The 21,803-nt window shown below is 33.6% G+C and carries 20 protein-coding genes; 4 read left to right on the plus strand and 16 right to left on the minus strand.

Annotation, left to right across the window (positions count from 1 at the left end; genetic code table 11):
• Positions 1-131: 131 nt before the first annotated feature.
• The 4 genes from AC51AA_RS05290 to AC51AA_RS05305 all read right to left on the minus strand — a co-directional run bounded on the left by AC51AA_RS05290 (position 132) and on the right by AC51AA_RS05305 (position 8,175).
• Positions 132-1,721, minus strand: coding sequence for a hypothetical protein (locus AC51AA_RS05290; RefSeq protein ID WP_500704688.1), 1,590 nt, complete (start codon positions 1,719-1,721; stop codon positions 132-134).
• Between the two features lie 80 nt (positions 1,722-1,801).
• The gene (locus AC51AA_RS05295) at positions 1,802-3,529 is read right to left on the minus strand and encodes a RagB/SusD family nutrient uptake outer membrane protein (RefSeq protein ID WP_500704689.1); all 1,728 of its coding nucleotides are present in this window, start codon (positions 3,527-3,529) and stop codon (positions 1,802-1,804) included.
• 22 nt (positions 3,530-3,551) lie between these two features.
• The gene (locus AC51AA_RS05300; RefSeq protein ID WP_500704690.1) at positions 3,552-6,809 is read right to left on the minus strand and encodes a TonB-dependent receptor; all 3,258 of its coding nucleotides are present in this window, start codon (positions 6,807-6,809) and stop codon (positions 3,552-3,554) included.
• Positions 6,810-7,023: 214 nt separating this feature from the next.
• Complete coding sequence (locus AC51AA_RS05305) at positions 7,024-8,175, minus strand: FecR family protein (RefSeq protein WP_500704691.1); 1,152 nt, start codon at positions 8,173-8,175, stop codon at positions 7,024-7,026.
• Positions 8,176-8,475: 300 nt separating this feature from the next.
• On the opposite strand from AC51AA_RS05305, the gene AC51AA_RS05310 reads away from it, so the two are divergent.
• Positions 8,476-9,111: an RNA polymerase sigma factor gene (locus AC51AA_RS05310; protein WP_500704692.1), complete on the plus strand. Its 636-nt coding sequence runs from the start codon at positions 8,476-8,478 to the stop codon at positions 9,109-9,111.
• A 252-nt stretch (positions 9,112-9,363) separates the two neighbouring features.
• Here AC51AA_RS05310 and AC51AA_RS05315 read toward each other — a convergent pair whose 3' ends face one another.
• Both AC51AA_RS05315 and AC51AA_RS05320 read right to left on the minus strand, forming a co-directional pair.
• The gene (locus AC51AA_RS05315; RefSeq protein ID WP_500704693.1) at positions 9,364-10,386 is read right to left on the minus strand and encodes a sensor histidine kinase; all 1,023 of its coding nucleotides are present in this window, start codon (positions 10,384-10,386) and stop codon (positions 9,364-9,366) included.
• 313 nt (positions 10,387-10,699) lie between these two features.
• Positions 10,700-12,049, minus strand: coding sequence for a sigma-54-dependent transcriptional regulator (locus tag AC51AA_RS05320; protein ID WP_500704694.1), 1,350 nt, complete (start codon positions 12,047-12,049; stop codon positions 10,700-10,702).
• Between the two features lie 278 nt (positions 12,050-12,327).
• Here AC51AA_RS05320 and AC51AA_RS05325 point away from each other — a divergent pair, with 278 nt between their 5' ends.
• Positions 12,328-13,041, plus strand: a complete 714-nt coding sequence (locus AC51AA_RS05325; protein ID WP_500704695.1) for an ABC transporter ATP-binding protein — start codon at positions 12,328-12,330, stop codon at positions 13,039-13,041.
• 3 nt (positions 13,042-13,044) lie between these two features.
• Positions 13,045-15,462 (plus strand): ABC transporter permease, encoded by a 2,418-nt coding sequence (locus AC51AA_RS05330; protein ID WP_500704696.1) that lies wholly within the window; start codon positions 13,045-13,047, stop codon positions 15,460-15,462.
• 183 nt (positions 15,463-15,645) lie between these two features.
• On the opposite strand, the gene AC51AA_RS05335 is transcribed toward AC51AA_RS05330, so the two are convergent.
• The 9 genes from AC51AA_RS05335 to AC51AA_RS05375 form a co-directional block, all read right to left on the minus strand.
• The gene (locus tag AC51AA_RS05335; protein ID WP_500704697.1) at positions 15,646-16,023 is read right to left on the minus strand and encodes a hypothetical protein; all 378 of its coding nucleotides are present in this window, start codon (positions 16,021-16,023) and stop codon (positions 15,646-15,648) included.
• Positions 16,024-16,407: 384 nt separating this feature from the next.
• Complete coding sequence (locus AC51AA_RS05340; RefSeq protein ID WP_500704698.1) at positions 16,408-16,584, minus strand: BF3379 family histone-like protein; 177 nt, start codon at positions 16,582-16,584, stop codon at positions 16,408-16,410.
• 309 nt (positions 16,585-16,893) lie between these two features.
• Positions 16,894-17,061 (minus strand): hypothetical protein, encoded by a 168-nt coding sequence (locus AC51AA_RS05345; protein WP_500704699.1) that lies wholly within the window; start codon positions 17,059-17,061, stop codon positions 16,894-16,896.
• Positions 17,062-17,185: 124 nt separating this feature from the next.
• The gene (locus AC51AA_RS05350; RefSeq protein ID WP_500704700.1) at positions 17,186-17,983 is read right to left on the minus strand and encodes a hypothetical protein; all 798 of its coding nucleotides are present in this window, start codon (positions 17,981-17,983) and stop codon (positions 17,186-17,188) included.
• A 17-nt stretch (positions 17,984-18,000) separates the two neighbouring features.
• Complete coding sequence (traN, locus tag AC51AA_RS05355; RefSeq protein WP_500704701.1) at positions 18,001-18,642, minus strand: conjugative transposon protein TraN; 642 nt, start codon at positions 18,640-18,642, stop codon at positions 18,001-18,003.
• Positions 18,599-18,841, minus strand: coding sequence for a DUF8473 domain-containing protein (locus tag AC51AA_RS05360; RefSeq protein WP_500704702.1), 243 nt, complete (start codon positions 18,839-18,841; stop codon positions 18,599-18,601). The genes traN and AC51AA_RS05360 overlap by 44 nt, the downstream gene beginning before the upstream one ends.
• A gap of 35 nt (positions 18,842-18,876) precedes the next feature.
• Positions 18,877-19,188 carry a DUF4133 domain-containing protein gene (locus AC51AA_RS05365; RefSeq protein ID WP_500704703.1) on the minus strand — a complete coding sequence of 104 codons (312 nt, stop codon included), beginning with the start codon at positions 19,186-19,188 and terminating at the stop codon, positions 18,877-18,879.
• A gap of 116 nt (positions 19,189-19,304) precedes the next feature.
• Positions 19,305-19,589, minus strand: coding sequence for a DUF4134 domain-containing protein (locus tag AC51AA_RS05370; protein WP_500705612.1), 285 nt, complete (start codon positions 19,587-19,589; stop codon positions 19,305-19,307).
• 183 nt (positions 19,590-19,772) lie between these two features.
• Positions 19,773-20,240 carry a hypothetical protein gene (locus AC51AA_RS05375; protein WP_500704704.1) on the minus strand — a complete coding sequence of 156 codons (468 nt, stop codon included), beginning with the start codon at positions 20,238-20,240 and terminating at the stop codon, positions 19,773-19,775.
• A gap of 248 nt (positions 20,241-20,488) precedes the next feature.
• On the opposite strand from AC51AA_RS05375, the gene AC51AA_RS05380 reads away from it, so the two are divergent.
• Positions 20,489-20,611 carry a DUF5683 domain-containing protein gene (locus tag AC51AA_RS05380; RefSeq protein WP_500704705.1) on the plus strand — a complete coding sequence of 41 codons (123 nt, stop codon included), beginning with the start codon at positions 20,489-20,491 and terminating at the stop codon, positions 20,609-20,611.
• Between the two features lie 577 nt (positions 20,612-21,188).
• Here the strand turns inward: AC51AA_RS05380 and AC51AA_RS05385 are convergent.
• Entirely contained in the window at positions 21,189-21,803 is a 615-nt protein-coding gene (locus AC51AA_RS05385) for a hypothetical protein (protein WP_500704706.1), read from the minus strand.

Below are 21,803 nucleotides of genomic sequence, written 5' to 3' on the forward strand. Positions count from 1 at the left end.
ATTTGAGCACATTTAAATTGTCATGAGAATGCTTTCTTTTTAAATAAATTATCCCCTCTTCGAGTTTCTTTGACTACCAATTCAAAAAAACAAAAAGAAGGGATAAACATCATTAACCAAAATGACTTATACTATTTGCCTGGGATATCTACTCCTAAAGGATTAAGTTCAGGACCACCACCTGCAGTGTATCCGCTGCTTTCCCCAGTCTTCCATTTAGAGACCCAAAAAGAATATAATTCCCCACCTTCTAAATAAAATTTCATTTTAACCGTTTTATTTTTTAGAGAACTTACATCTTTTTTGTTTTTCCAAGAAATTAAATATTTTGTACTATTGGATCTCATGACAATACACTCATTCTTAGTAAACCCAGCGATGGGTTTATTATTAGAATCGAGAATTTCGACCTTAAGCGATGACGTTACATTCGCATTTACAAATAGATGGCTCCCTTCAAAAGTTAAATTCCTAGTGGTTATAAATCCATCTTTACTTTTACTGTCCAAGGATACAAATCCATCTCGACGTAATGTAGCTAAGCCTGTTGAGGTATAGGCATCCCACATTTTCTTATGTAGTCTTCGTCCACTGGCATAAAAGTATAATGAATCTCCTTTAATGATAGGAACTCCTGCAATAGATTGAACATTACCCCAATTCCACGCACCATCTTTTTCATTTACTCCCATAAATGGTTCATGAGAAGGCCTGCTAAAATGGTACCCATCTCTACTGTAACCGATTAAAACCTCATTTCTTTTCTGAATACCCAAGCTATCACAAACGTTGTTTTCAGGTCCCTGCCATACCGAGTAATAACCTAACATTATACTTTCATAAGCAATGGCATCCTGGTTGTATATCTCAGGCTTGATATTCTTAAAATTGGGATGTGTGGGTTCCTTATCATCCGCACCAAACCAATAAGAAATATTGGCATCTTTAACATCTTTTCGAACTCTATGAGCTAAGCTTACTGCCTTCTCAGGATTGGAATTTTCTAAATATGACCTAGCCCTTCCAATGGTAGCATTGTAACGCATACTGATAACCCATTTTTCAGAAAACGGATTATAAAATACCGTAGTTCTGTCGTAAATGTCTCCTGATTGCGCAATACCTTTACCCCAGTGAATACCGTCTTTTGAATACTTCAAGATAATTTGCCAACGACTATCAGTAGCTCTTTTTTCTACATTAAACATTTTAAATCGTTTAGCCGGATCCGTTTCTGCCTTATCCAACCATATCGTATTGGAATCTCTATCAGAATCATCTGTAATATTATTGTCTCCAAATATTCCCAATACTTTTTTATCCCATTTTATCCCATCTTTAGACTCCGCATAACAGGTGTGAAAACTCTGCTTATCTTTATTGGGACTTCCTGCCAAATACCACATTTTAAACATCGCTTCTTTTTCGTCGTACCAAATACCGTCACTGAATGGAGCGGCATACGGACCTGACTTATTACTTTCCCATTCTCTATCTGGTTCTAATACCGGGTTTTGTTTGCTATATACCGCTGGATGACTCACCCTGCTTAAATTAGTTTCCTGTATCAAGAAATCATCTACAAACAGCTGTCTTCCAACATTAATTGGAATTAAATTTTGCCTTTTTTCTAGATAAGGAATTGGCATTTCTTTTCTTTCAGCATCGTTCATAATAGTTTTAACACTCTGAACTTCCACGCCGTTTCTTAAAACTTTCATCTTTACTGTTTGAGCAAATGAATTACCAATAAAAAGAAAAAAAGCAACATTTATTATTATCGTTATACTCTTATTATAATTTACCATCCTGGATTATTTGTTTTAATATTAGGGTTCGTTTTTAAATCATCCGCAGATAAAGGGAGCCACTCATTTTTATTTTCTTGAAAAGGAATATAATTTGTATTAGCGCCTCCGTTTCCAAATTTTTTAAAATTAGGATCCGTCGTTTCTCTATTTCTCATAACAGCTGCTATTTCACCCCATCTTAATAAATCCAAAAAGCGATGCCCCTCAAGAGACAATTCTAAAATTCTTTCTTTTTTAATATTATCAAGTGTCGCAGCGACAGCTGGCATCTTTGACCTTGATCTTACGGCCACTAGTGCATTATCTCCCGTCCCTGCAATTGGAGCTCCTCCCATCGCCACAGATTCAGCATACATTAATAGTACGTCGGCATAGCGCATATATCTATAATTTACGCCATTTGAAAAAGAAGCACCAAACCATAAACTTGGCGATTTTGGATCTTCGTCTGAAGCTAATGTTAAATCAATCCATTTTCTATTGGTAGCCTTATAGGGAGCAAATATGCTACTTACAGTGGCCATCCCTGTTTTGCTTCCCACAGGAGGATACATCTGATTCCAAGTTTTTCCATTAATCCCTTTAACTCGTATTTGTTGTCCGTTAATAATAGGTCTCTTAATTTCTGGAAAAATGATGCTATCATTAAATAACAATGTACCAAACATTCGAACATCTGTATTTCCAAGAATATCTTTAGAATTGGCAAATTCATTGTATAACCAATCATGTACTACCATTGTAGAAACATTTGTTTTTAAAGAGGATATAAATTTATTTGAAAAAGGAAATACAATACCTCTATAATCAAAAGCAACGCCGCTAGTAGTTTGGCCTGGATTAAAAGCAGACGCAACTCTACTTCCCAAAAATTGAAATTCTATGATTGATTCATCATTGTTTTCATGAGCAACATCAAAATTCCATTGATAATCTGGAGTTAGACTAAAAGTTCCATAAGTTCCATTGATGATATCACCAAATTCTTTTGCCGCTTCGTTATACTTACTTACAGAAGTCCCATATTTTGATTCTATTCCACTTTGAACTAAATATACTTTCCCCAATAGTCCTGCAGCAGAAGCCGCAGTTACTCGGCCTATATCTTTTCCTTTCCAGTATCCTTTTTTAGGGAGTAGTTTTTTTGCCATTTGCAAATCTTCCTCAATAAATGCCCACGTTTCCTCAGGAGTACTAATTGGTCTGGCATAATCTTTTGGAAGAGTAGCCGCGTTTTTAAATAAAGAAACCTGTCTGAAATTTGTAAATAAGAAATAATGAGCAAAAGCTCGTAAAAAGTGCGCTTCCCCAAGATAAGCATCTCTAAGAGTCTTATCCGTAAATTTAATATCGTCTATTTTTTCAATTGCAATTGCACCTTGACCTGCTACAGTATACATATATTGATATACTTCCTTTAAGGAATAATAATCCGGATTGATACTGTTTTGTCCGAATGCGGCATAATCGGATCCACTACTAGTTTCGTCTCCTCTACTGAACAAGATACCTCTAGCTTGCGCCCCTAAATTTCTTGGCGTGGCAATGTATGAATAAAGCCCTTGTATAAGTAGATTGTATTGTTCGGGAGTATTTACAGCATCAAGTGTTGATACATTCGGGTTTATTGACAATCTGTCAAATTCATCACTACAGCTATTTGCAAGTAATGCAAAAACAACAAAAAGAAATTGGTATGATAAGTTAATCCGTTTCATATTTATTTTAAATTAAGTGTAATTAAAAGGAGGAGCTAAAACCGAAATTTAGAATGCGTGCATTTGGGTACTGATTCAAATCTACATTTCTCATAAATGTAGTTGAACCACTTACCTCCGGATCCAATCCAGTATATTTAGTAATCGTAAATAGGTTTTGCACCCCTACAAATACGCGCATAGTCATTTTTTCTGAAGTGATGGCATTATAACCTAGCTGTAGGTTTTTCAACCTCAAATAACTGCCATCTTCGATAAAAAAAGTACTAGGCCTTCCACTTTGGGCCACCAATGCTCTACTGGCCATTGGAATATTGGTATTGGTATTGGTTGGAGTCCAAGAATCAAGGACTTCTTTTAACAAGTTTCCTGAATAATCAAAAAAGTTATCATATTTGGCTCTATTAAAAATATCGCCACCTTTTACACCTTGAAAGAATATTGTTAAATCAAATTTATTATAACTTAATCCAAGATTTAAACCATAAGTAAAATCAGGAATTGGACTTCCAATAATCGTCTTATCTTTTGGCAAACCATTTTCTATCGATTTATAGAGCACATTACCATTATCATCAAAAGTTTTTATTCTAATTTTTCCTTGATCAGTTAGACCATCTGCAACAAAACCATAGAAAGAACCTATTGGATAACCTTCTTGCGTAATGGTTATGTTATCACCAATAGTACTACTCATGATAGGACCTAGAATAGGAGCCACATTATCTCCTAACGTAATCACCTTATTTCTTACTGTTGCTATATTTCCACTTACATTTAATTTGAAGTTTCCAATATTTTTTCTATAAACTGCAGACAATTCAAGTCCGTGGTTTTTCACATTGGCAGAATTTACAGGTACCAATCGCGCTGACCCTCCTGTTGGCTGTGTGAGTCCCTGTCCAGATGAAGGTCCTGCAGGTACACTTGCAAGCAATCCTTTGTTGTTTTTTTCAAAATATTCAATTGTAAAATTCAAATCATTGTCAAATAGGCCAAAATCTGCTCCAATATTTTTAGACACTGAGGTTTCCCAAGTTAAATTTATAGGATAAATCTGCGCAGCGTTTGCCATGGAGGGTGTCGAAGAGGTGGAATACAGTGGCGAAGGCATTTGAATGAGGGTGGTATTGAACTGATAGGGACTTATAAAATTAGCTCCTAAAGCACCATAACTAGCTCTTATTTTTAGTTGTGAAATCAGTTTGTTTTCAAACCATTCTTCTTTATGAACATTCCAACCTGCTGAGATAGATGGGAAAAGTCCGGATCTATAATCCTTAGAAAATTTGGAAGAAATATCATTTCTCAAACTAGATCCAAATAAGTATTTCCCGTCATAATCATAATTTAATCTATAGAAATACGATAATAACAAAGACTCTTCTGTATTGGCTGATATTCGACCATTTACGATACCTGTACCGGTTAGATTAGGAGCTCCTAAATCACTGATTGTGGCTATAGAAATCCTTCTGGTACTTTCACTAGCAATACTTTGCCCTAATAAAAAATCGATATTATTTTGTTTGATTTTTTTCTTAAAAGTTACCGTATTATCGAGGTTGTAATTAAATTGAACACCTCTGGTTTCATCCAAAGAATTGATGTTATTCCCGTATTGAGAAATACCAATTCCGTTCTCATCCCACAAAGTATTATAAACGGGAGTATGAGTCATGTTTTCAAAACTGTTATAACTTCCACCAGCTTTAAATTTATATTCGAAGGCATCAGATATTTTATAACCTAAACCTAATGATCCTACTAAATAGGTGTTATTAACTTTTCTTTCCGAATAAAAAGGCGCCGCTAAAGGATTTAAAACTACGCCATTATCCGATGACCCAGATGTTAATCGCCCTAAAGAATCATAAACAGGTAGGGTTGGTCTGCTTATATTAATTATTGGTGTTGGTGTTTTTTCTTGTCTAGAGATTGATAAATTTTCGGTAATGGTTAATCGATTTCTTTTAAAGGTAGTATTGATTCTAGCATCGTATCTTTTAAATCCAGAAAATGCCGTCATCCCTTTTTGGTCAAGATACCCTAGACTCGTATTGTAAGTAATATTTTCACTACCTCCACCCAATTCCATATTTACTTTATAGAGAGAGGCCGGTTTTAACCATTCTCTTTGCCAATCAGTGTCGATTTGCGAAGTAGAAGGCATTTTGTTTCTATCATCTCTTGGAGTACCGCTGTTATCATCCACTTGATTAATAAAAGTTCTCCATTGGTCTGCAGACAAATAGTCATTATATTTTGTAGGAGATTGAACCGTAAAATTAGAAGTTAATGTAAATTTCGGAAGACCTTTCTTTCCACTTTTTGTAGTAATGATTACAACTCCATTTGCAGCCCTAGAACCATAAATTGCAGCAGCAGCACCGTCTTTTAAAATTTCAATGGATGCAATATCTTCTGGATTCAATACGCTTAAGCCAGAATTGCTGAATGCCCCATCTATTACATACAATGGATCTGTTGATCCAAAAGAGGCAGCCCCTCTTATTAAAATACTAACATCGGAACCTGCAATACCTCCTGGCTGAATAATCTCTACCCCTGGGGCAAGCCCCTGTAAAGTACTTCCAATAGTAGAGCCAATTTGTTTTTGCATTTGTTCAGGTTTAATACTTGTAACAGAACCTGTCATACTTGATTTTTTCTGTGTACCGTAACCTACTACAACCACATCATTTAGATTGGAAGCTTCCTCCTCCATCACAATTTTTAATTGTGTTTCATCCTCTAGGGTAATTTTTTTTACTTTCATTCCTAAATAAGAAAATTCAAGAACATCTCCCTTTTGAGCCAGTAACATAAAATTTCCATCTGAATCTGACTGTACAGAAACAGTACTTCCTTTAACAGACACATTGGCGCCAGGAATAGGCTCCCCTTTTGCATTGGTTATCCTGCCTTTTATCTGCCTTTGCATAGGAAGAACAAATATTTTTTGTTCAACAGTAATCCCTTTTTTTTCTTTTAGAATAATATGCTCCCCATCTATTTTATAGTCTGTATTGGTATCCTTAAAAATGATTTTTAGTATCGTTTTAATGTTTTCGTCTTTTACATAAATACTAATGGTCCGATCTAAATCAACAGCCTTAACGTTATAAATAAACCGGTAGCCGCTGCTTTCAATTTTTTCAATGACTTTAGAAACTTCCAAATTAGTCGCATTCAAAGAAAGCCTTGCCTTTTGCGAGTAAGTTTCATTGGCATGAATCACCGACAATGTTGTGAGTAAAAATAATGTGGTCAATTTCATCTTTAAATCAAATTTTAGAAAAGGTGTAGTAAACCTGATCCTGTTCAAGAGTTTTTTCATACTTTTAAATGTTTTTTTTAAATAGTGGTTAGTTAAATAGCTTAATCACGTTTATCCCACCGGGGAATGTTGGCGCATTTCCCGGTTTTTTCTATCTAGACAAACGTTTCCTTTTTTAAAGTTTATTTATAACATAGGCATCGTGGTTTTACGTTTATTCAATTATAATTTTATTGTCTATTCTCTTATAATCAAAGTCATAGCTCTCACTTAAGAATTTAAGTACTACATCAATAGGCTCATGCTCAAAACTGGCATTAAATATTTCTTTCCCAAGGGTTTTATTTTTATTAATAAAAGTCACATTGTAATGTCTTTCTAGCTTTTTGATAATCTGATCAAATGGCATTTTTTTAAACACTAAATTTCCTTTAACCCATGCTGTATAAAGGCCTGTGTTTACTTTTTCTGTACTAATATTTTGCTCCCCTTTACTAGTAGTACCTTTTAATCCGGGGCTTAAGTTTACCAAATTATTCTTTGTTTTTTTGTCCTTATACAATCCCACTTTTCCTTCTACAAGAACAACATCAGTGGTAAGGTCTTCTGTATAAGAATTCACATTAAACTTAGTACCGAACACCTCTACATTTACTTCTGTTGTGCTTACTGTAAAGGGATGTGCTTTATCTTTGGCTACTTCAAAAAAGGCCTCACCAGTCAAGAAGACTTTTCGATCCTGATTTTTTAAAAACACCTCCGGATACCTAAGGGTTGTTCCGGAATTTAGATGCACTATCGTTCCATCAGATAAGACTACTTCAAATTGTTTTCCGTAGGGTATTTTTAAAGTATTGTATACTAGAGTTTCACCCTGCTGGCTATTTCCATAAATAATTTTACTCCCGTTTTGTTTTCCTATAATATTTCCTGATTTATCGGTAACACTATTAGAGTTTGAAGTGTTAATTATTTGTACCCTGCCATTATCTGATTGTAATGTAATTACCTCTTGTTTTGAAACTAATGCAGCCTGTTTTTGGTCAACTATGGTATTGCTTTTATAAAAATAAACAGACCCAGCCATTAGGGTAATGATTGCAGCATATTTGACATACGATCTCACCCTTTTTTTATAAAAAACACTATTATCTTGCTTAATTTTCTGCAATAAGTTTTTCTTTGCCTCTGCGGTGTCAAAAGCACTTACAGCGGAATCAATAGCGTAATTGGTTTTTACAAAATCCTTAAACACCTTTTGATTATCACTGTCTTCTAGCCAAGCTGTAAGAAGCTCTATTTCTTCTTCATTAGCTTCATTAGTTATAAATTTGACGATTAATCGCTTTGATAATTTGTCTTTCATCTTTCTCTATTTTTTACTAATACGAAGCCAAAAACCATTACCCTAACTTTTCTTCACTTTTTTTTTCATTTTTAACTCTCACGTCAGCTCACTTCCTTATTTTTCCTAAGTGTCTAGTCATAATGTTAACTTCCCTACTAACACTTCATAATTTTACACCTAGAACACCCTTGATATATCCGCAACTATTTTGTACATATTTTACTATTATCAGCAGGAAAACAAGTTAAAAACAATCAATATTAAATATTTTTAATAATTAATACATATATTGTATAATATTTTATTTAATTTGTTTTTATGAAAAGAGAAATTTACAATGACAATGAGATTTTAATTGCCTGCCTTCAAAAAGGAGATGAAAAAGCCTATGCTTTTCTGATTGATACTTATCACTACAAACTTTGTGTTTATGCCAATAGTTTGACTAAAAACATTGACAACGCTGAAGACATTGTTCAAAATGTTTTTGTAAAAACATGGGAACAACGCAGTCAGTTGAAAGCAGATCATGCGATCAAAAATTTCCTATACAAACTGGTTTACAATGAGTTTATTGATCATTATCGTAAAAAACAATCTCTCTTCTCACTTGAGAAAACATATTATAATACTTTGAATACGGTTGTACTAGAAGATGATTCTGAGTCGTTTAACCAAATACTTACTGTTGTGAAGAAAGAAATTCACAACCTTCCTGAAAAATGCAAAGAAGTTTTTATTTTAAGTAAACAAGAAGGTTTGACCAATATTGAAATAGCCGAACACCTTAATATATCCGTTAAAGCTGTTGAAGCACGAATCACAAAAGCTTTTTCAATTCTGCGCTCTTCACTGAAGGATAAGTTTATGTCCGTTTTATTTATGTTATTTGGTTCTAAAAATTTTGAGCCTATTCACAATGTCACAACCACTGCCTATGAGTCTAAGCTTTAATTTACAAATAACGCATAAGCAAAAGTAGTTTGTTTTTATTAGAGAGGAGATTAACCTTTGCTTTCAATATCTCGTACTAAAAAAAGGTCTCATAAAGAGAGGCGACAGAATCTTCTATCGCTTTGAAACCAAACATCAAAACAAACGAGGCTTAAATTGAAAAATGAATTATATAAACAGCGTCTACACAATTAAAGTTCGCATAAATCATTAAAATACTCAGGAATAAAACAGCTTCCTAAGAGGACACACTTAATCTTCAACCAAACAAATCTCAAAAGAGGTCTTTCCGTCTTCGCTTTTACTTCTAATATAACCACCATGAGCTTCGATAATATTTTTTGACAATGTCAAACCAATTCCTGCCCCTTCATTTCGGGTGGTGAAAAAAGGAAGAAATATTTTATTTTCAATCTCTTTATCAATTCCATTTCCATTGTCACAAATTGTAATAAATGTTCTATTTTCCTTCGCTTCAGCAGCAATAAAAATCTGTTTGTGTTGAACATCTTTTAAGGCATGAATACAATTCGTTAAAAGATTAATTAAGACCTGATCCATTTGCTGTGCATCAATATTGATCCACCTTTTAAGCGTGATCAAATTGATTACTTCAATCTGGTTTTCTTTGAATAATGGATTCATGATTTGAAGACCATTACTGATCAAATGCTGCAACTCCGTTTTTTGCTTTTTGGGAGAAGGTAACATCGCCAACTTTCTATATCCTTCAACAAATTTTTGCAGATGATCACTTCGCCTTAACATCGTTTCGACACTATTTTTAACATCTTCAAGATCTTCTTGCGACATAGTATCCTGTGCCACCAAATCTTGCAAATTTTGACAGATCGAACGAATAGGCGTTATCGAATTTAAAAGTTCATGCGAAATCACTTTCATTAAATTGACCCAAGCCTCTTTCTCTTTCTTTTCGATGACATTCTGAATCGAGTCAAGTAAAACAATGCAATAATCCTGTTCAAAAACCTCTGTCCTTGAGGCTTGTAAAACAAATGTTTGTTTGTTTTGTTCATTTATACGAATCTCTATAGAGGTTTTGATTTCCTGAAAACCATCCCCTTGAATAATCTCGCACAATTCAGGTAATTGATTTTTTAAGTATTTCCATTTAGAAACTTTCGGAACATTGAAGTGAGTAGAAAAATAGTCGTTCATCAAAAAAACATTCCAGTGACTATCTTGCTTTTGCAGAATGATAATTCCCGTTTCAATATTATTTAAAATAGACCGATAAATAATATCTTTGGACACCTGTTCGTTTTGTTTATTTTTTAAGCTATCATATAACCGAAACAAGTTCTCATAGTTTTTATTGAATTTATGCATTGAGAAATCGGAGCTAAAATCATTTTGTAATATAGATCCAATCGTTTTGTCATACAACAAAATAAAATTCCGTACATAAAAATACATTTCTCGTAATAATAGAAAAACAATGCAGAGCCCGAACACTCCAGTAAAAATCAAATTCTTTTTAAAAAAGAAAATAGAAAACTCAATGCTAGCAATGATTAAAAGCAACCTAATAAAGAGGAACTTGTAAGTTTGAAGTGCTTTAAACATATTAATTAATACTGATATTATATTTCTCTAAACGACGATATAGTGAACCTCTTGACAACCCCAATTCTTCTGCAGTTTTACTGATATTATTATTGTTTTTTAGTAATGTTTTTTCTACTGCCGCTTTTTCCACAGAAGATAGCTGAGTGTCATCAGGATTTTCTTCGTAGGTGATTACAGTATCCAAATCTAAATCAGACACTGTAATTTTGCTGTTTTCACAAAGGATAATGGCTCGTTCAATTTTATTTTCCATTTCTCGGATATTTCCATTCCAAGCATGCTTTTCGATTTGTTCTAACACCTTTTTATCAAAAGTGATTTTATCCCTTCCATATTTAATAATCATTTTATCTAAGAGATATAATGCCAAAGCAACTTTATCTTCATTTCTCTCTCTCAGGGGAGGCAAAACAATTTCCATAGTGTTGATGCGATAATACAAATCTTCTCTAAAGGTTTTATCGGCCACTTCCAGTTTTAAATTCAAATTGGTAGCGGTGATAATACGAACATTCAGAGGCCTTGCCTTTGTTTCCCCCAATCTTGTTACCATTCTAGTTTGAATAACCTGCAGCAATTTAGATTGTAAATGCAAGGGAACATTACCTATTTCATCCAAAAAAATAGTTCCGTTTTGCGCCATTTCAAAACGTCCGGGCGTATCTGTTTTTGCATCTGTAAAAGCACCCTTGGCATAGCCAAACAATTCACTCTCAAAGATATTTGAATTTAAAGATCCTAAATCAACAGTAATAAATGGACCCTTTTTCCTTTCAGATTGATTGTAAATATGATGCGCCAAAACAAATTTCCCAGTCCCATTTTCTCCAAGAATCAAAACATTAGCGTCCGTTTTTGCCACTTTATCTGCCAGTGAATACGCCTTCCTTATACTTTCAGAAGTACCTATAAAAAAGGTGTTTTCAATAGTTTTATCCTCTTGCTTTTTTTGCTCTTTACGAGATCTGTCTACCGCTTGTTTTACCGATTCAAGCAATTTATCATTCTCCCAAGGTTTCAGGATATAATCAAAAGCTCCAGACTTTAGCCCTTCAACAGCGGTTTCGACCTTACCAAAGGCAGTCATTAAAATCACCGTTGTCTTTGGAGAAAGCATTTTTATTTCTTTCAGTAAATACAAACCCTCTCTTCCATCTTCAAAACCAATTCTATAATTCATGTCAAGCAAAACAACATCTATGCTTTTTTTGGACAATAAATCCACAACGTTCTTCGGATTATTTAGCGTATAGATGTCTTCAAAATACTTTTTGAGGAACACTTTCGACGCAAAAAGGATATCTTCCTGGTCATCTATGATTAATATCGAGGCATTTGTCTTTTTCATTTTTGTTCGGTTTTGGACGAAAGCTGTCCAATAATGGACACTTAAAATTTTAATCAATAAATAAAAACATAACAATAAAGCAGTTACGTATTTTAAGTTTTTGGCATGAAAATCACATTAAGATAAGTAAATCATCAAGTATGATGCATTATTATTACTGGTAAAAGTAACAAAAATAGATAGCTATCAACTATATTGTCAACTATCTTAATTTCGATAGATGGTTCTTTTCCATTGGTAATAAAAAACAATAGAACATCAATCTTAAAACAATAATTATGATCAACATTAAAAAGCTTTCAAAAATATTTAGAACTGAAGAAGTCGAGACAAAAGCCTTAAGTGAGGTTTCCTTAACTATCAATCAAGGTGATTTTGTATCCATTATGGGACCATCTGGAAGTGGAAAATCAACCTTACTAAATATCATTGGATTACTTGACAGTGCTTCCACTGGAAGCTATCAATTGCTGACTAATGAAATGATAGGAACTAATGAGAAAATAAAATCGAAAGCCAGAAAAGAAAATATTGGATTTATATTTCAGAATTTCAATCTGATTGATGAATTATCCGTCTACGATAACATAGAATTACCCTTGATTTACAACAATATTCCTGCTCATGAAAGAAAGAAAAAAACCAATGAGATTGCCCATAAATTAGGTATTTCACATCGCTTAAAACATTATCCACAACAGCTTTCAGGAGGTCAGCAACAACGTGTTGCTGTTGCGCGTGCTCTAATAAATGATCCCAAAATTATTCTGGCCGATGAACCTACAGGAAATCTAGACAGCAAAAATGGAAATGAAGTCATGGAATTACTAACCGATTTACACGCGGGCGGAGCCACAATTCTGATGGTAACACATTCCGATTATGACGCTTCTTTTTCGCAAAAAACAATTCTAATGAAAGATGGAGTTATCCTTTCAGAAAAAATGAACAATAGAAACGTAGACGTGTTGGTAACTAATTCAAACAATTAAATCATGCTAAAAAACTGGATTAATATATTTATCTACCATACCAAAAGTAATAAGTTTTTTTCAGCCTTGAATATTTTGGGCCTGAGTATTGGAATCGCGGGACTTATTTTTGCCTTATTATACTGGAATGACGAACAAAATTACAACGCATGGAATCCCGAAAAGGACAAAGTGTATCAAGTATTAGTGCACTTGACCAATATGCCCGTTTCTTCAGATTGTGCTTTATTTCTAAAACCTGCTTTAGAGGAAGACTCTAATATAGAAAGTATACTGTATGCTGACTACTGGTATCAAAGCAATAAGATTATTTATAAAGGGAAGAAGGAATTTGTAGACAAAATCATCAATGTGGAACATAATTTCTTTTCCTATTTTCCATTCAAAATAATTCAAGGAGATGCTATATCCGCTTTAAAGGATGATTCTAGCATAGCCATTTCTGATGTTACTGCTAAAAGAGTTTTTAGAAATGAAAACCCTATTGGAAAACAAATTAAATGTTTTGACCAATTATTTTCTGTTCGAGCCGTATACCATATTCCAGGAAACTCATCGATCGCGCCAAATGTGATCATCAATAAAATGAGGGAATTGACAACTTCAAATAGTACCAATCCTTTTGTTCTAAAATTATTAGTAAAGGTAAAAGACCCCTCAAAAAATGAGATTACAAGAAAGCGGCTTGAAAGAATATACAACTACGATTTTATTAATAGAGTGGCTAAACAAGAAGGTCTTACAGCTGAATATATAGCTAAAAAAATTGGCCGTTTTAGCGTCGTTCTTGAACCATTATCAGAAGCACGATTACATTCGATAGCAGATGGTTATCCCGAAACAAGAGGGAATTATCAGTTTTTAGTCATCATGATGGGCTTATCAGTTTTGATTCTTATTTTATCAATCATGAATTACATTAATCTGGCAACTGCAACTGCTGTTAAGCGCGCCAAAGAAGTTGGCGTTAGAAAAATTTGCGGAGCATCTAAAAGAAATATTATTGGTCAATTCCTTTTTGAAACCGCCTTAATAACCAGTTTCTCTATTTTATTGGCACTGGTAATTGTAGAACTTACTATTCCCTATTACAACAACTTTTTAAATAAAAACATTGTACTGCTGACAAATCAATTTTACACACAATTGATTCTAATTTTCACGATAATCATTTTGACTGCAGGCGTATTTCCAGCAATTTATGTATCTAATTTTGAAACATTTAAAGTCTTGAAAGGAAATTTTGAGCGTAGTAAAAAAGGCATATGGTTACGTAATGGAATGCTTATTTTTCAATTCTCCATAGCCGCCTTTTTTATTATTGGCTCTCATATAGTATATGAACAAATTAAATACATACAAAATAAGGACCTAGGTTTTAAGGGCGATCAAGTAATTAGCGTACCTATAAATTTTTCAATGTCTGAATCTGAACTACAAAATGCGGAGCAAAATGTTTACACAAAATACAATACCTTAAAACAAGAATTAAGCAAAATTAAAGGGGTCGAACAAGTTTCAACAGGACTGTTTTCTTTTGATGGTTCAGATAACGCTCTTGCTCCAGTTTTATACAAGAATGAGCTGTTTCTAGAAAGAAGTATTGCAATAGACTTTGGCATGCTTGAAATGATGCATATCAAAATAATAAAAGGTAAGAATCTTGATCATAAACTTGCCTCCGATACGGTTAACTCTGTGATCATAAATGAAACCGCTGCACGGTTAATGAACCTAAAAGATCCAATTGGAAAGGAACTTACAATACGAGAGCAAAAATTAAAAATCATTGGTGTGGTCAAAGATTTTAACCTCTTGAGCCCTGAATTGAGCGTCCCTCCCATTGCTTTTTACCATCTGAAGACTTTTCATATGGTCCATAACATCAACAAGGTTTATATCAAATTAAAATCGAACAATCTAGAAAGTACTATAAATAGTATAGAAAAATTATGGTCCAAAGTGAATACTGAATATCCATTTCAATATGATTTTGTAGACAAACAGTACGCGAGAACTTATGAAACGTATACCAAACAAAAGAACTTGTTTTCGCTGCTTAATATCGTGGTCATTTTAATTGCTCTATTTGGTTTGTTTGCGCTTGCTTCGTATTCAATACAGACACGTATGAAAGAAATTGCCATTAGAAAAACTCTTGGTGCCGAAACAAATACTTTATTAAGAGTATTGTCTAAACAATATATACTGTACTGTGTCATTGGATTTTTACTCGCACTATTTCCTGTCTATTATTTACTCACGAAATGGCTTCAAAATTTTGCTTACAGAATAGATGTAACTGTTTTTCCATTTGCAGTAGGTTTTATAGTTTTATTACTCTTGACACTAATCATTGTGCTTACAAGGGCGTACATGGCAACAAAAACAGATGTTTTAAAATATTTAAAATATGAATAATTGAACTATTTAAAAATCATTATTCTATAATTTTAAATAGCCTATTAACATCAAAATAGTAACAAAGAGAAAGGACGAGCAATAGCTCGTCCTTTCTTAATATATAATCAACAACTACTCACTTCAGTATATTAAAAGTGTGAAACCATAAAACACTTAAACTGAAACATTACTGTTTTTTTTCTAATTACCGCAGGCTACGTAGGTCACTAACCCAGTTGAATTAATCTTAACGGTCGCTGATGAAGTTCCTCCTAATCTATAATAAGTTGATGTGGCTCCTGTATATTTTGATTGATCACCTCCCGTAGCGTCATAATACAATTGAGTCCCCTCCACTATAGTGGGAGTGCTTGCATATAAAGTCCTTCCCAAATTGATACCACCACTACAGGTATCATTACCTCCTTTATCATACAATGCTCTAGGATATGTTGTCACATACTTAGCACCAATTGGCAAGGTAGTCAACGACACTTTTGGCAAAGGTTCGTTTTCTAATGTATTAGCAAAAGAACTTCCAAAAACAAATAATGCAATAATTAAAGCTGATTTCTTCATGTGTTTTTTTATTAGGTTAAGTATTTCAAATATAATAAAATTCTTATACCACACAACGTACAAATGTTAACTTTTTAATTATTTACAAATAAAACACCTGTAAATAACTAAAAAATCTATCAAAACAAACAAATTACTAACTTATTTGCAATACTCCAGAATTAAAAAAAACCGTTACTAAAACAAATTAGTACTACAAAAATGTCTTTCAAACCTAGAATATTTTTTGAAGAGCATACCTTTTTATTTGATATGAGAAAATTATCAAAAAACCGTAGACTCTAAAATAAAAACAGCAGCAAAAGAGACTTTTGCTGCTGTTTAATTTATTTATTTCTTCCTATTCAATGGAGAACCATTTCTTAGGAGAGGGACAAAAAAATATTATTTTTTTGCTTCTTCGATAGAAACTTTTCTAAACTCTTTTAAAAGTTTTTCAATTTCTAAAGTTGATTTACGTGCTCTTGGTCCAGCTGCTTTAACACCTTTTTCAGTTAGTGATTCAGATTCTGCTTTAAATGTTTCGATTTCAGCGTTGATTTTTACTAATAAATCTTTCATGATAGTATGTATTAAATTAGGGCGCAAAAGTAAAAGTTTGCTTCAAACATAAGGCAAGTTTATTGTTAAAATTAACACTGTTTTTCTCAGATGGCCTTATTACAAAGGCCTTCCACGTCCTTTACACTTTATTATCAACGAATTACGTTTATAGTCAAAATTACTTTTTTTCTTCCTATTTCTTAATAATCACCACCAAATCCCCCCTTTATAGCGTGTTCCAGCAGAAATTCATTCCAAAAAAGAGCTAAACTACGCACTCATACAAGCGTTCAGCTCCCTCTCAAAGGGCTGTTTTGCTCTGATTGCCTATTCCACTACAATGTAAATACTACTGGGTTTATTTTTTTTAAACGACGGCACATACTTTATGTATCCATACTTACTGAGTTCTTTGACATGTTTATGATAGGTACTCGATGCTAATACTTTAGCCATTGGCATAATCTGGTAACTAAAGGCTTTAATGGGATTCATAAATTCCCTTTGAATACTATAACTCAATAGGGCAACAAATATGCCCAGATGGGTTGTATTGATCCGACCGTCCTTTTCTATGGCTGAAAAAAACACTGTTAAAAGCTCTAAAGTATAGATTTCATTAAAGCGACTTAGACCTTCTTTGTGTTCTCTTAGTTGCTTCTTTTGCTTGTTCTCTCTCCTGTTCATCTTTTACTCGCTTTTTTTTTGTTTCCCCTACTACCTTATAAATCACCTCCAGTTTTTTTTCATCTTTACAGAGTCTACTATCCAGTTTTTTCATCTGGCTATCATAAATCTCTAGGGTCTTAAAATGAGGATCAGCTGCAATAAAGTGTTTGACCTCTTTACCTGCACTTAAAAAAGTAACGGTTTGAAGATTGCCCTTTTTTAATGATCGAATTAACTCTTCTTTGCTCGTTTCATTCTCTAGTTCTACTATTGGATATTTATCTAAGGTCCCTGGTAAATCATAGCCGTAATTCTGATGGTACTGCTGCAATTTAAAATTTCCATAATCATCCGTCTTTTTAAAATCCATTTGTATCCAAGCATTATACCCCTGCCCTTCCCTGTTGATCAAATCTTTATTTATAGCCCTACCGATCATTAGATTCTGTGCTTCTTTCATGGTAATAGTTCCACCTTTTCCAACATAAAAAGTATGTTCTACTGTATCGGCTATATTCTCCTTCTTCATCTCAATGGTGTACGAATTAAAAAAATACAAATCACTCTCCTTTGCTTTATTAAAAAGTAAACTCGCTCTAGCTACATGGTCTTCAGGATAAGTTTCATGGTACAGTGTAAAACTCGGAGCCCCTTGCATGAGTTTTTCTTTTAATTCGATCTCCAATGCCTCACCAAATCCAGTGTACTTCAATTGTTCTCTTAAGTATTCAAAATTGTTCTCGTTCATGGTCTTCGTTTTTAAAATTAGTTTTTTAATGTATTGAGTATTTCCAAACGCAGTAAATTATCCTCTTTAATGACAAGATCTAGCTGCCTGCCTTCTCTTTTTTCAAGGAGCTGTACGCTCAACTGTTTTTTCTCTGCAAGACTAAACTTCGGTAAAACAGACACCAAGTCGACCTCTGATGCTGCTGGTATGGTAGCGTGATCAGCCGTTGCTAAAAGGGGAAGGATTTCGACTTCTTGCGATGCTGTTCGTTTGGCCTTTTTCTGATCGCCAATAAAAAAACGCAGTTGGTCTATTTCGTAATTGATTTTAGATTCATTACTCAGCTGGAATCTAAAATACAGTAGGTCCTGATGAATAAAAATACCCGTAAGCTCTAGTGTAATTTCAAATCTAGCATTTTTGATACCCAATCTATTGCTCTTTTCCAATAACGCTAAGTTGGCATATTGTTCCATTTTCTTTTGATTCTGGCTTTCCGCTGAAAATAGAATGTCTTGATTCAGTTCAATGGAGTCATCAACCAGCAAACTTAAATCTGGACACTGCTGATCATAATTCAAAATAAACCCATATAACTTTCCATCCGAAGTAACCACCATAAGATTGGTTTGTTCAAAATTGTCTCGTGCGGCCTTCACCAGTAAAATATTCTCCACTCCCTTGGCTTTTTTGCACTAAAACATCCAGACTTCCCCGATCCAAACTCTTAATGGCATACGGGAAAACTAAACTGGTGGTTTTAGCATAACTGATTTGCAAATTTTTAAAACTAGTGGTCTTATCTCTCCACTGTGCAAAACCGTTGCAACTCAACAGTAGCACAGCAACCAAAAAACCTAATTGATTCTTTTCCATCTCCTTTTCATTTTAATATTAACGTTCTTTAACTATCACATATTAAATAATCCTCTGCTATATGCTTTAATTGTTTTAGGAAGTTGCTTACGCGCTAAGACCTTCATCAGTCCAAACTCTCCATATTGGTTGCTCATTTTATAGATGGTAAAAACCAAATAACCTCCAACTATTAGTATAAAACCCACATAGACAAAAGAGGGTAATCCAGCAATATATCCTACGGAAAAAAGAATCATGAGCCCTACTATACCCCCTCCTAAATACCAAATATACTGTGCCTTTGGCCCACGAAACTCGATGCTTTTATTGATCCCTTTATTGATTTGATATACACTATTACTCATCACTTTTCTTTACTATAACTAAAACTTATACACCCATTATACGAATACCTAAAAAAACTAAACACCAACACCTTAACAATTACATACAAAACAATCACTTTAACAATAAAACAGCATTAAACGCCAAAGAAAGATTTAATGACTGTAGCCACTACCACTAAAAAAACACAACTTCCAAACCAGGCTGCCGCTACCTTTCCCGTATCAGGATCACCAGCATTCCATTTTTGATAAACCTTTACTGCACCGATTAATCTCAGCAGTGCTCCAACGGCGTACATGAGTTCTGTCCCAGCATCAAAATAACTCCTAACCTTTTCGTTCGCCTCATTAATTCCAGCTACACCGTCTTGTGCATAAAACCTCAAATGGGAGAACAACGCAAACAGTAAATAAAGCATTGTTTGTCTTTTCGATCCTTCAAAATCTTTTCTATTCCAAGTACTTTTTTCCATCTTAATTCTCTTTTAGATTTCACTTTGTTTGTTTAAAGAAGAGGAATATTCGCTGCTACATACTCTATTTTTTTGTCACATAAAGCCCTACCGCACCAAAGAGAACAGGGAACATTCCTCAACTGAATTTTATTGAATTGTTTCCTCCCATAACGCATCCACTTCATTATGGCTGAGAACAAACTGTGGATACTTTTGCGTTTCGAAAACCAACAGCCTATTGATTGAATCTCGGAGCGCGGAATCTTTCACAAAGGGAAATTCCGAGAGCAACAACTTAATAAACTTTTGCAATTCTTCTTTGGAGAAGCTCTTCTCTACACTTTCCTTAATGGCTTGTAAGAGCAAGACGGTTAAATATTTTGTATCTTCTAAAGTATCTAAAGTAGGTAAGCCTTCAACTTCTTCAGCATCGATCCCAAGAGATGACAAATCATTTAGCACATTGTTAAATCTCTCTATTTTCATTTTCGGTTGACCAGAAATAAATTGTTTGAGTTCAACATTATAAAACTTACATCCGATAATTAAATACCAGATTACCAGTAGGACACCCATCGCAATGATATAATGGCTCCATGAAATATTTTCCAACATCTTCTTTTCTTTAATTGTTCAACATTTTTCGCTTTCATACTTCAATCACAACCACTTAGTTGTGAAATAATATGCGTCAAAGGAACATTAAGATTATATCCACTACAAGTACAACTTTAAGTTGTACCCCAGTTGTACCCCAAATTTAAAACCAAAGATTAAAGCTTCAAATCCTTATGGATCTATATTTTAAGCACTGACAGAACACCAGTACGTAGATCTGGACCGACCATCAAAAAACAACTACAATGAGAAAAGTAAAACGGCAAATACAAATGTCCAAATATCGATTTGTTGTCGGGTTTTATGCATTGAATATAATAGATGCAAATATCGACGCCGCCCTATCCCAGTTTAATGTAAATGAGTAATTGTCTTTCATACCTACTATCGAATCTAATCAAATTGCCTGTACCAATTTAGGATTTAAGTGTATATACCATTTCTAGTTAAAATTTGATATGAATTGCATATTATCAAATTTCAATTTACAAATACCCACCACTGCTTAATACAATTAATAAAGCAATTTGAATTGGTATAACGATAAACATCAGCAATATATATATCCTATAAAAATAGATTGTAGGAACCTAGACAGTTTTTTAAATCTATCTAGTTGTAGTTCAAAGTCTTTATTTTTGCTTTTTATATAATAGTGGATTAGAGGTCCAAAGCAAATTATAATAGGGCACAATATTACAATAAAAAGGTTGTTAATATAATAATGAAGTAGTGCCATCATAAAAAAAGCTACTATTCCCAATCAACCTTGTAATACCCTAAAGCCCCAAATTTCACGAGCAAATCGTCCAAAAATCTTTTGTTGAACTATATAACTTGCACTATAAATATGATCAAAAATTAAATACATCTTCATTAAAATTTATTTACCAAAGATTGGTCGTGGATTTAAGGTTTCGTTATTATTAAACATTCATAAAATTCTTATTCGAATTTCAACATGCCCCATGTCCTTTTGATTTCTTCATCAACCAAGTCATCATCCCCTTTGTTGTAAAAAAATAATATCTCTGCCCTGCCAACATTATCCTTATAGATTTTTACTTTTTTACATCTAGCATAGGTTCCCAGATATTTATTGTTCATTTTCATATTATAAACCACACCCCTATTGGCATTTACTGCTTTTAATTGTAGTGTATCAAGGTATTTCACTTTGGACAATAAGCTATCAGGTTCAACCCCCACATTTATTTTATCCAAACTCCCCATAACCTCTCTCATACGTCTCATTTGTGGTGTATCAGGCTTAGTGGATATCAATGCAAATGCGATTACAATACCTTGTTTTTTATGTTTTATACTATAACTCAACTTGCTTTGCAAAAAACCTCCATGAGGATCATAGCAACCGTCGTCTCCTTGTATACCAAAATAATATGTAGGAACATGATATTCCAAATCAAAAGTGCTGGCAAGTTTTTCAAATTTTTTATCTAACTGCTCTTGGGCATGCACAGAAAAGCCAGTGTTAATCAGTACAATTGTCAATAAAAAAGTAGTCCTTAACATCCTGTATCTTCCTGTATTAAATCTCAT

It is taken from the genome of Flavobacterium sp. OHVDL-2026-0007 (assembly GCF_059882335.1).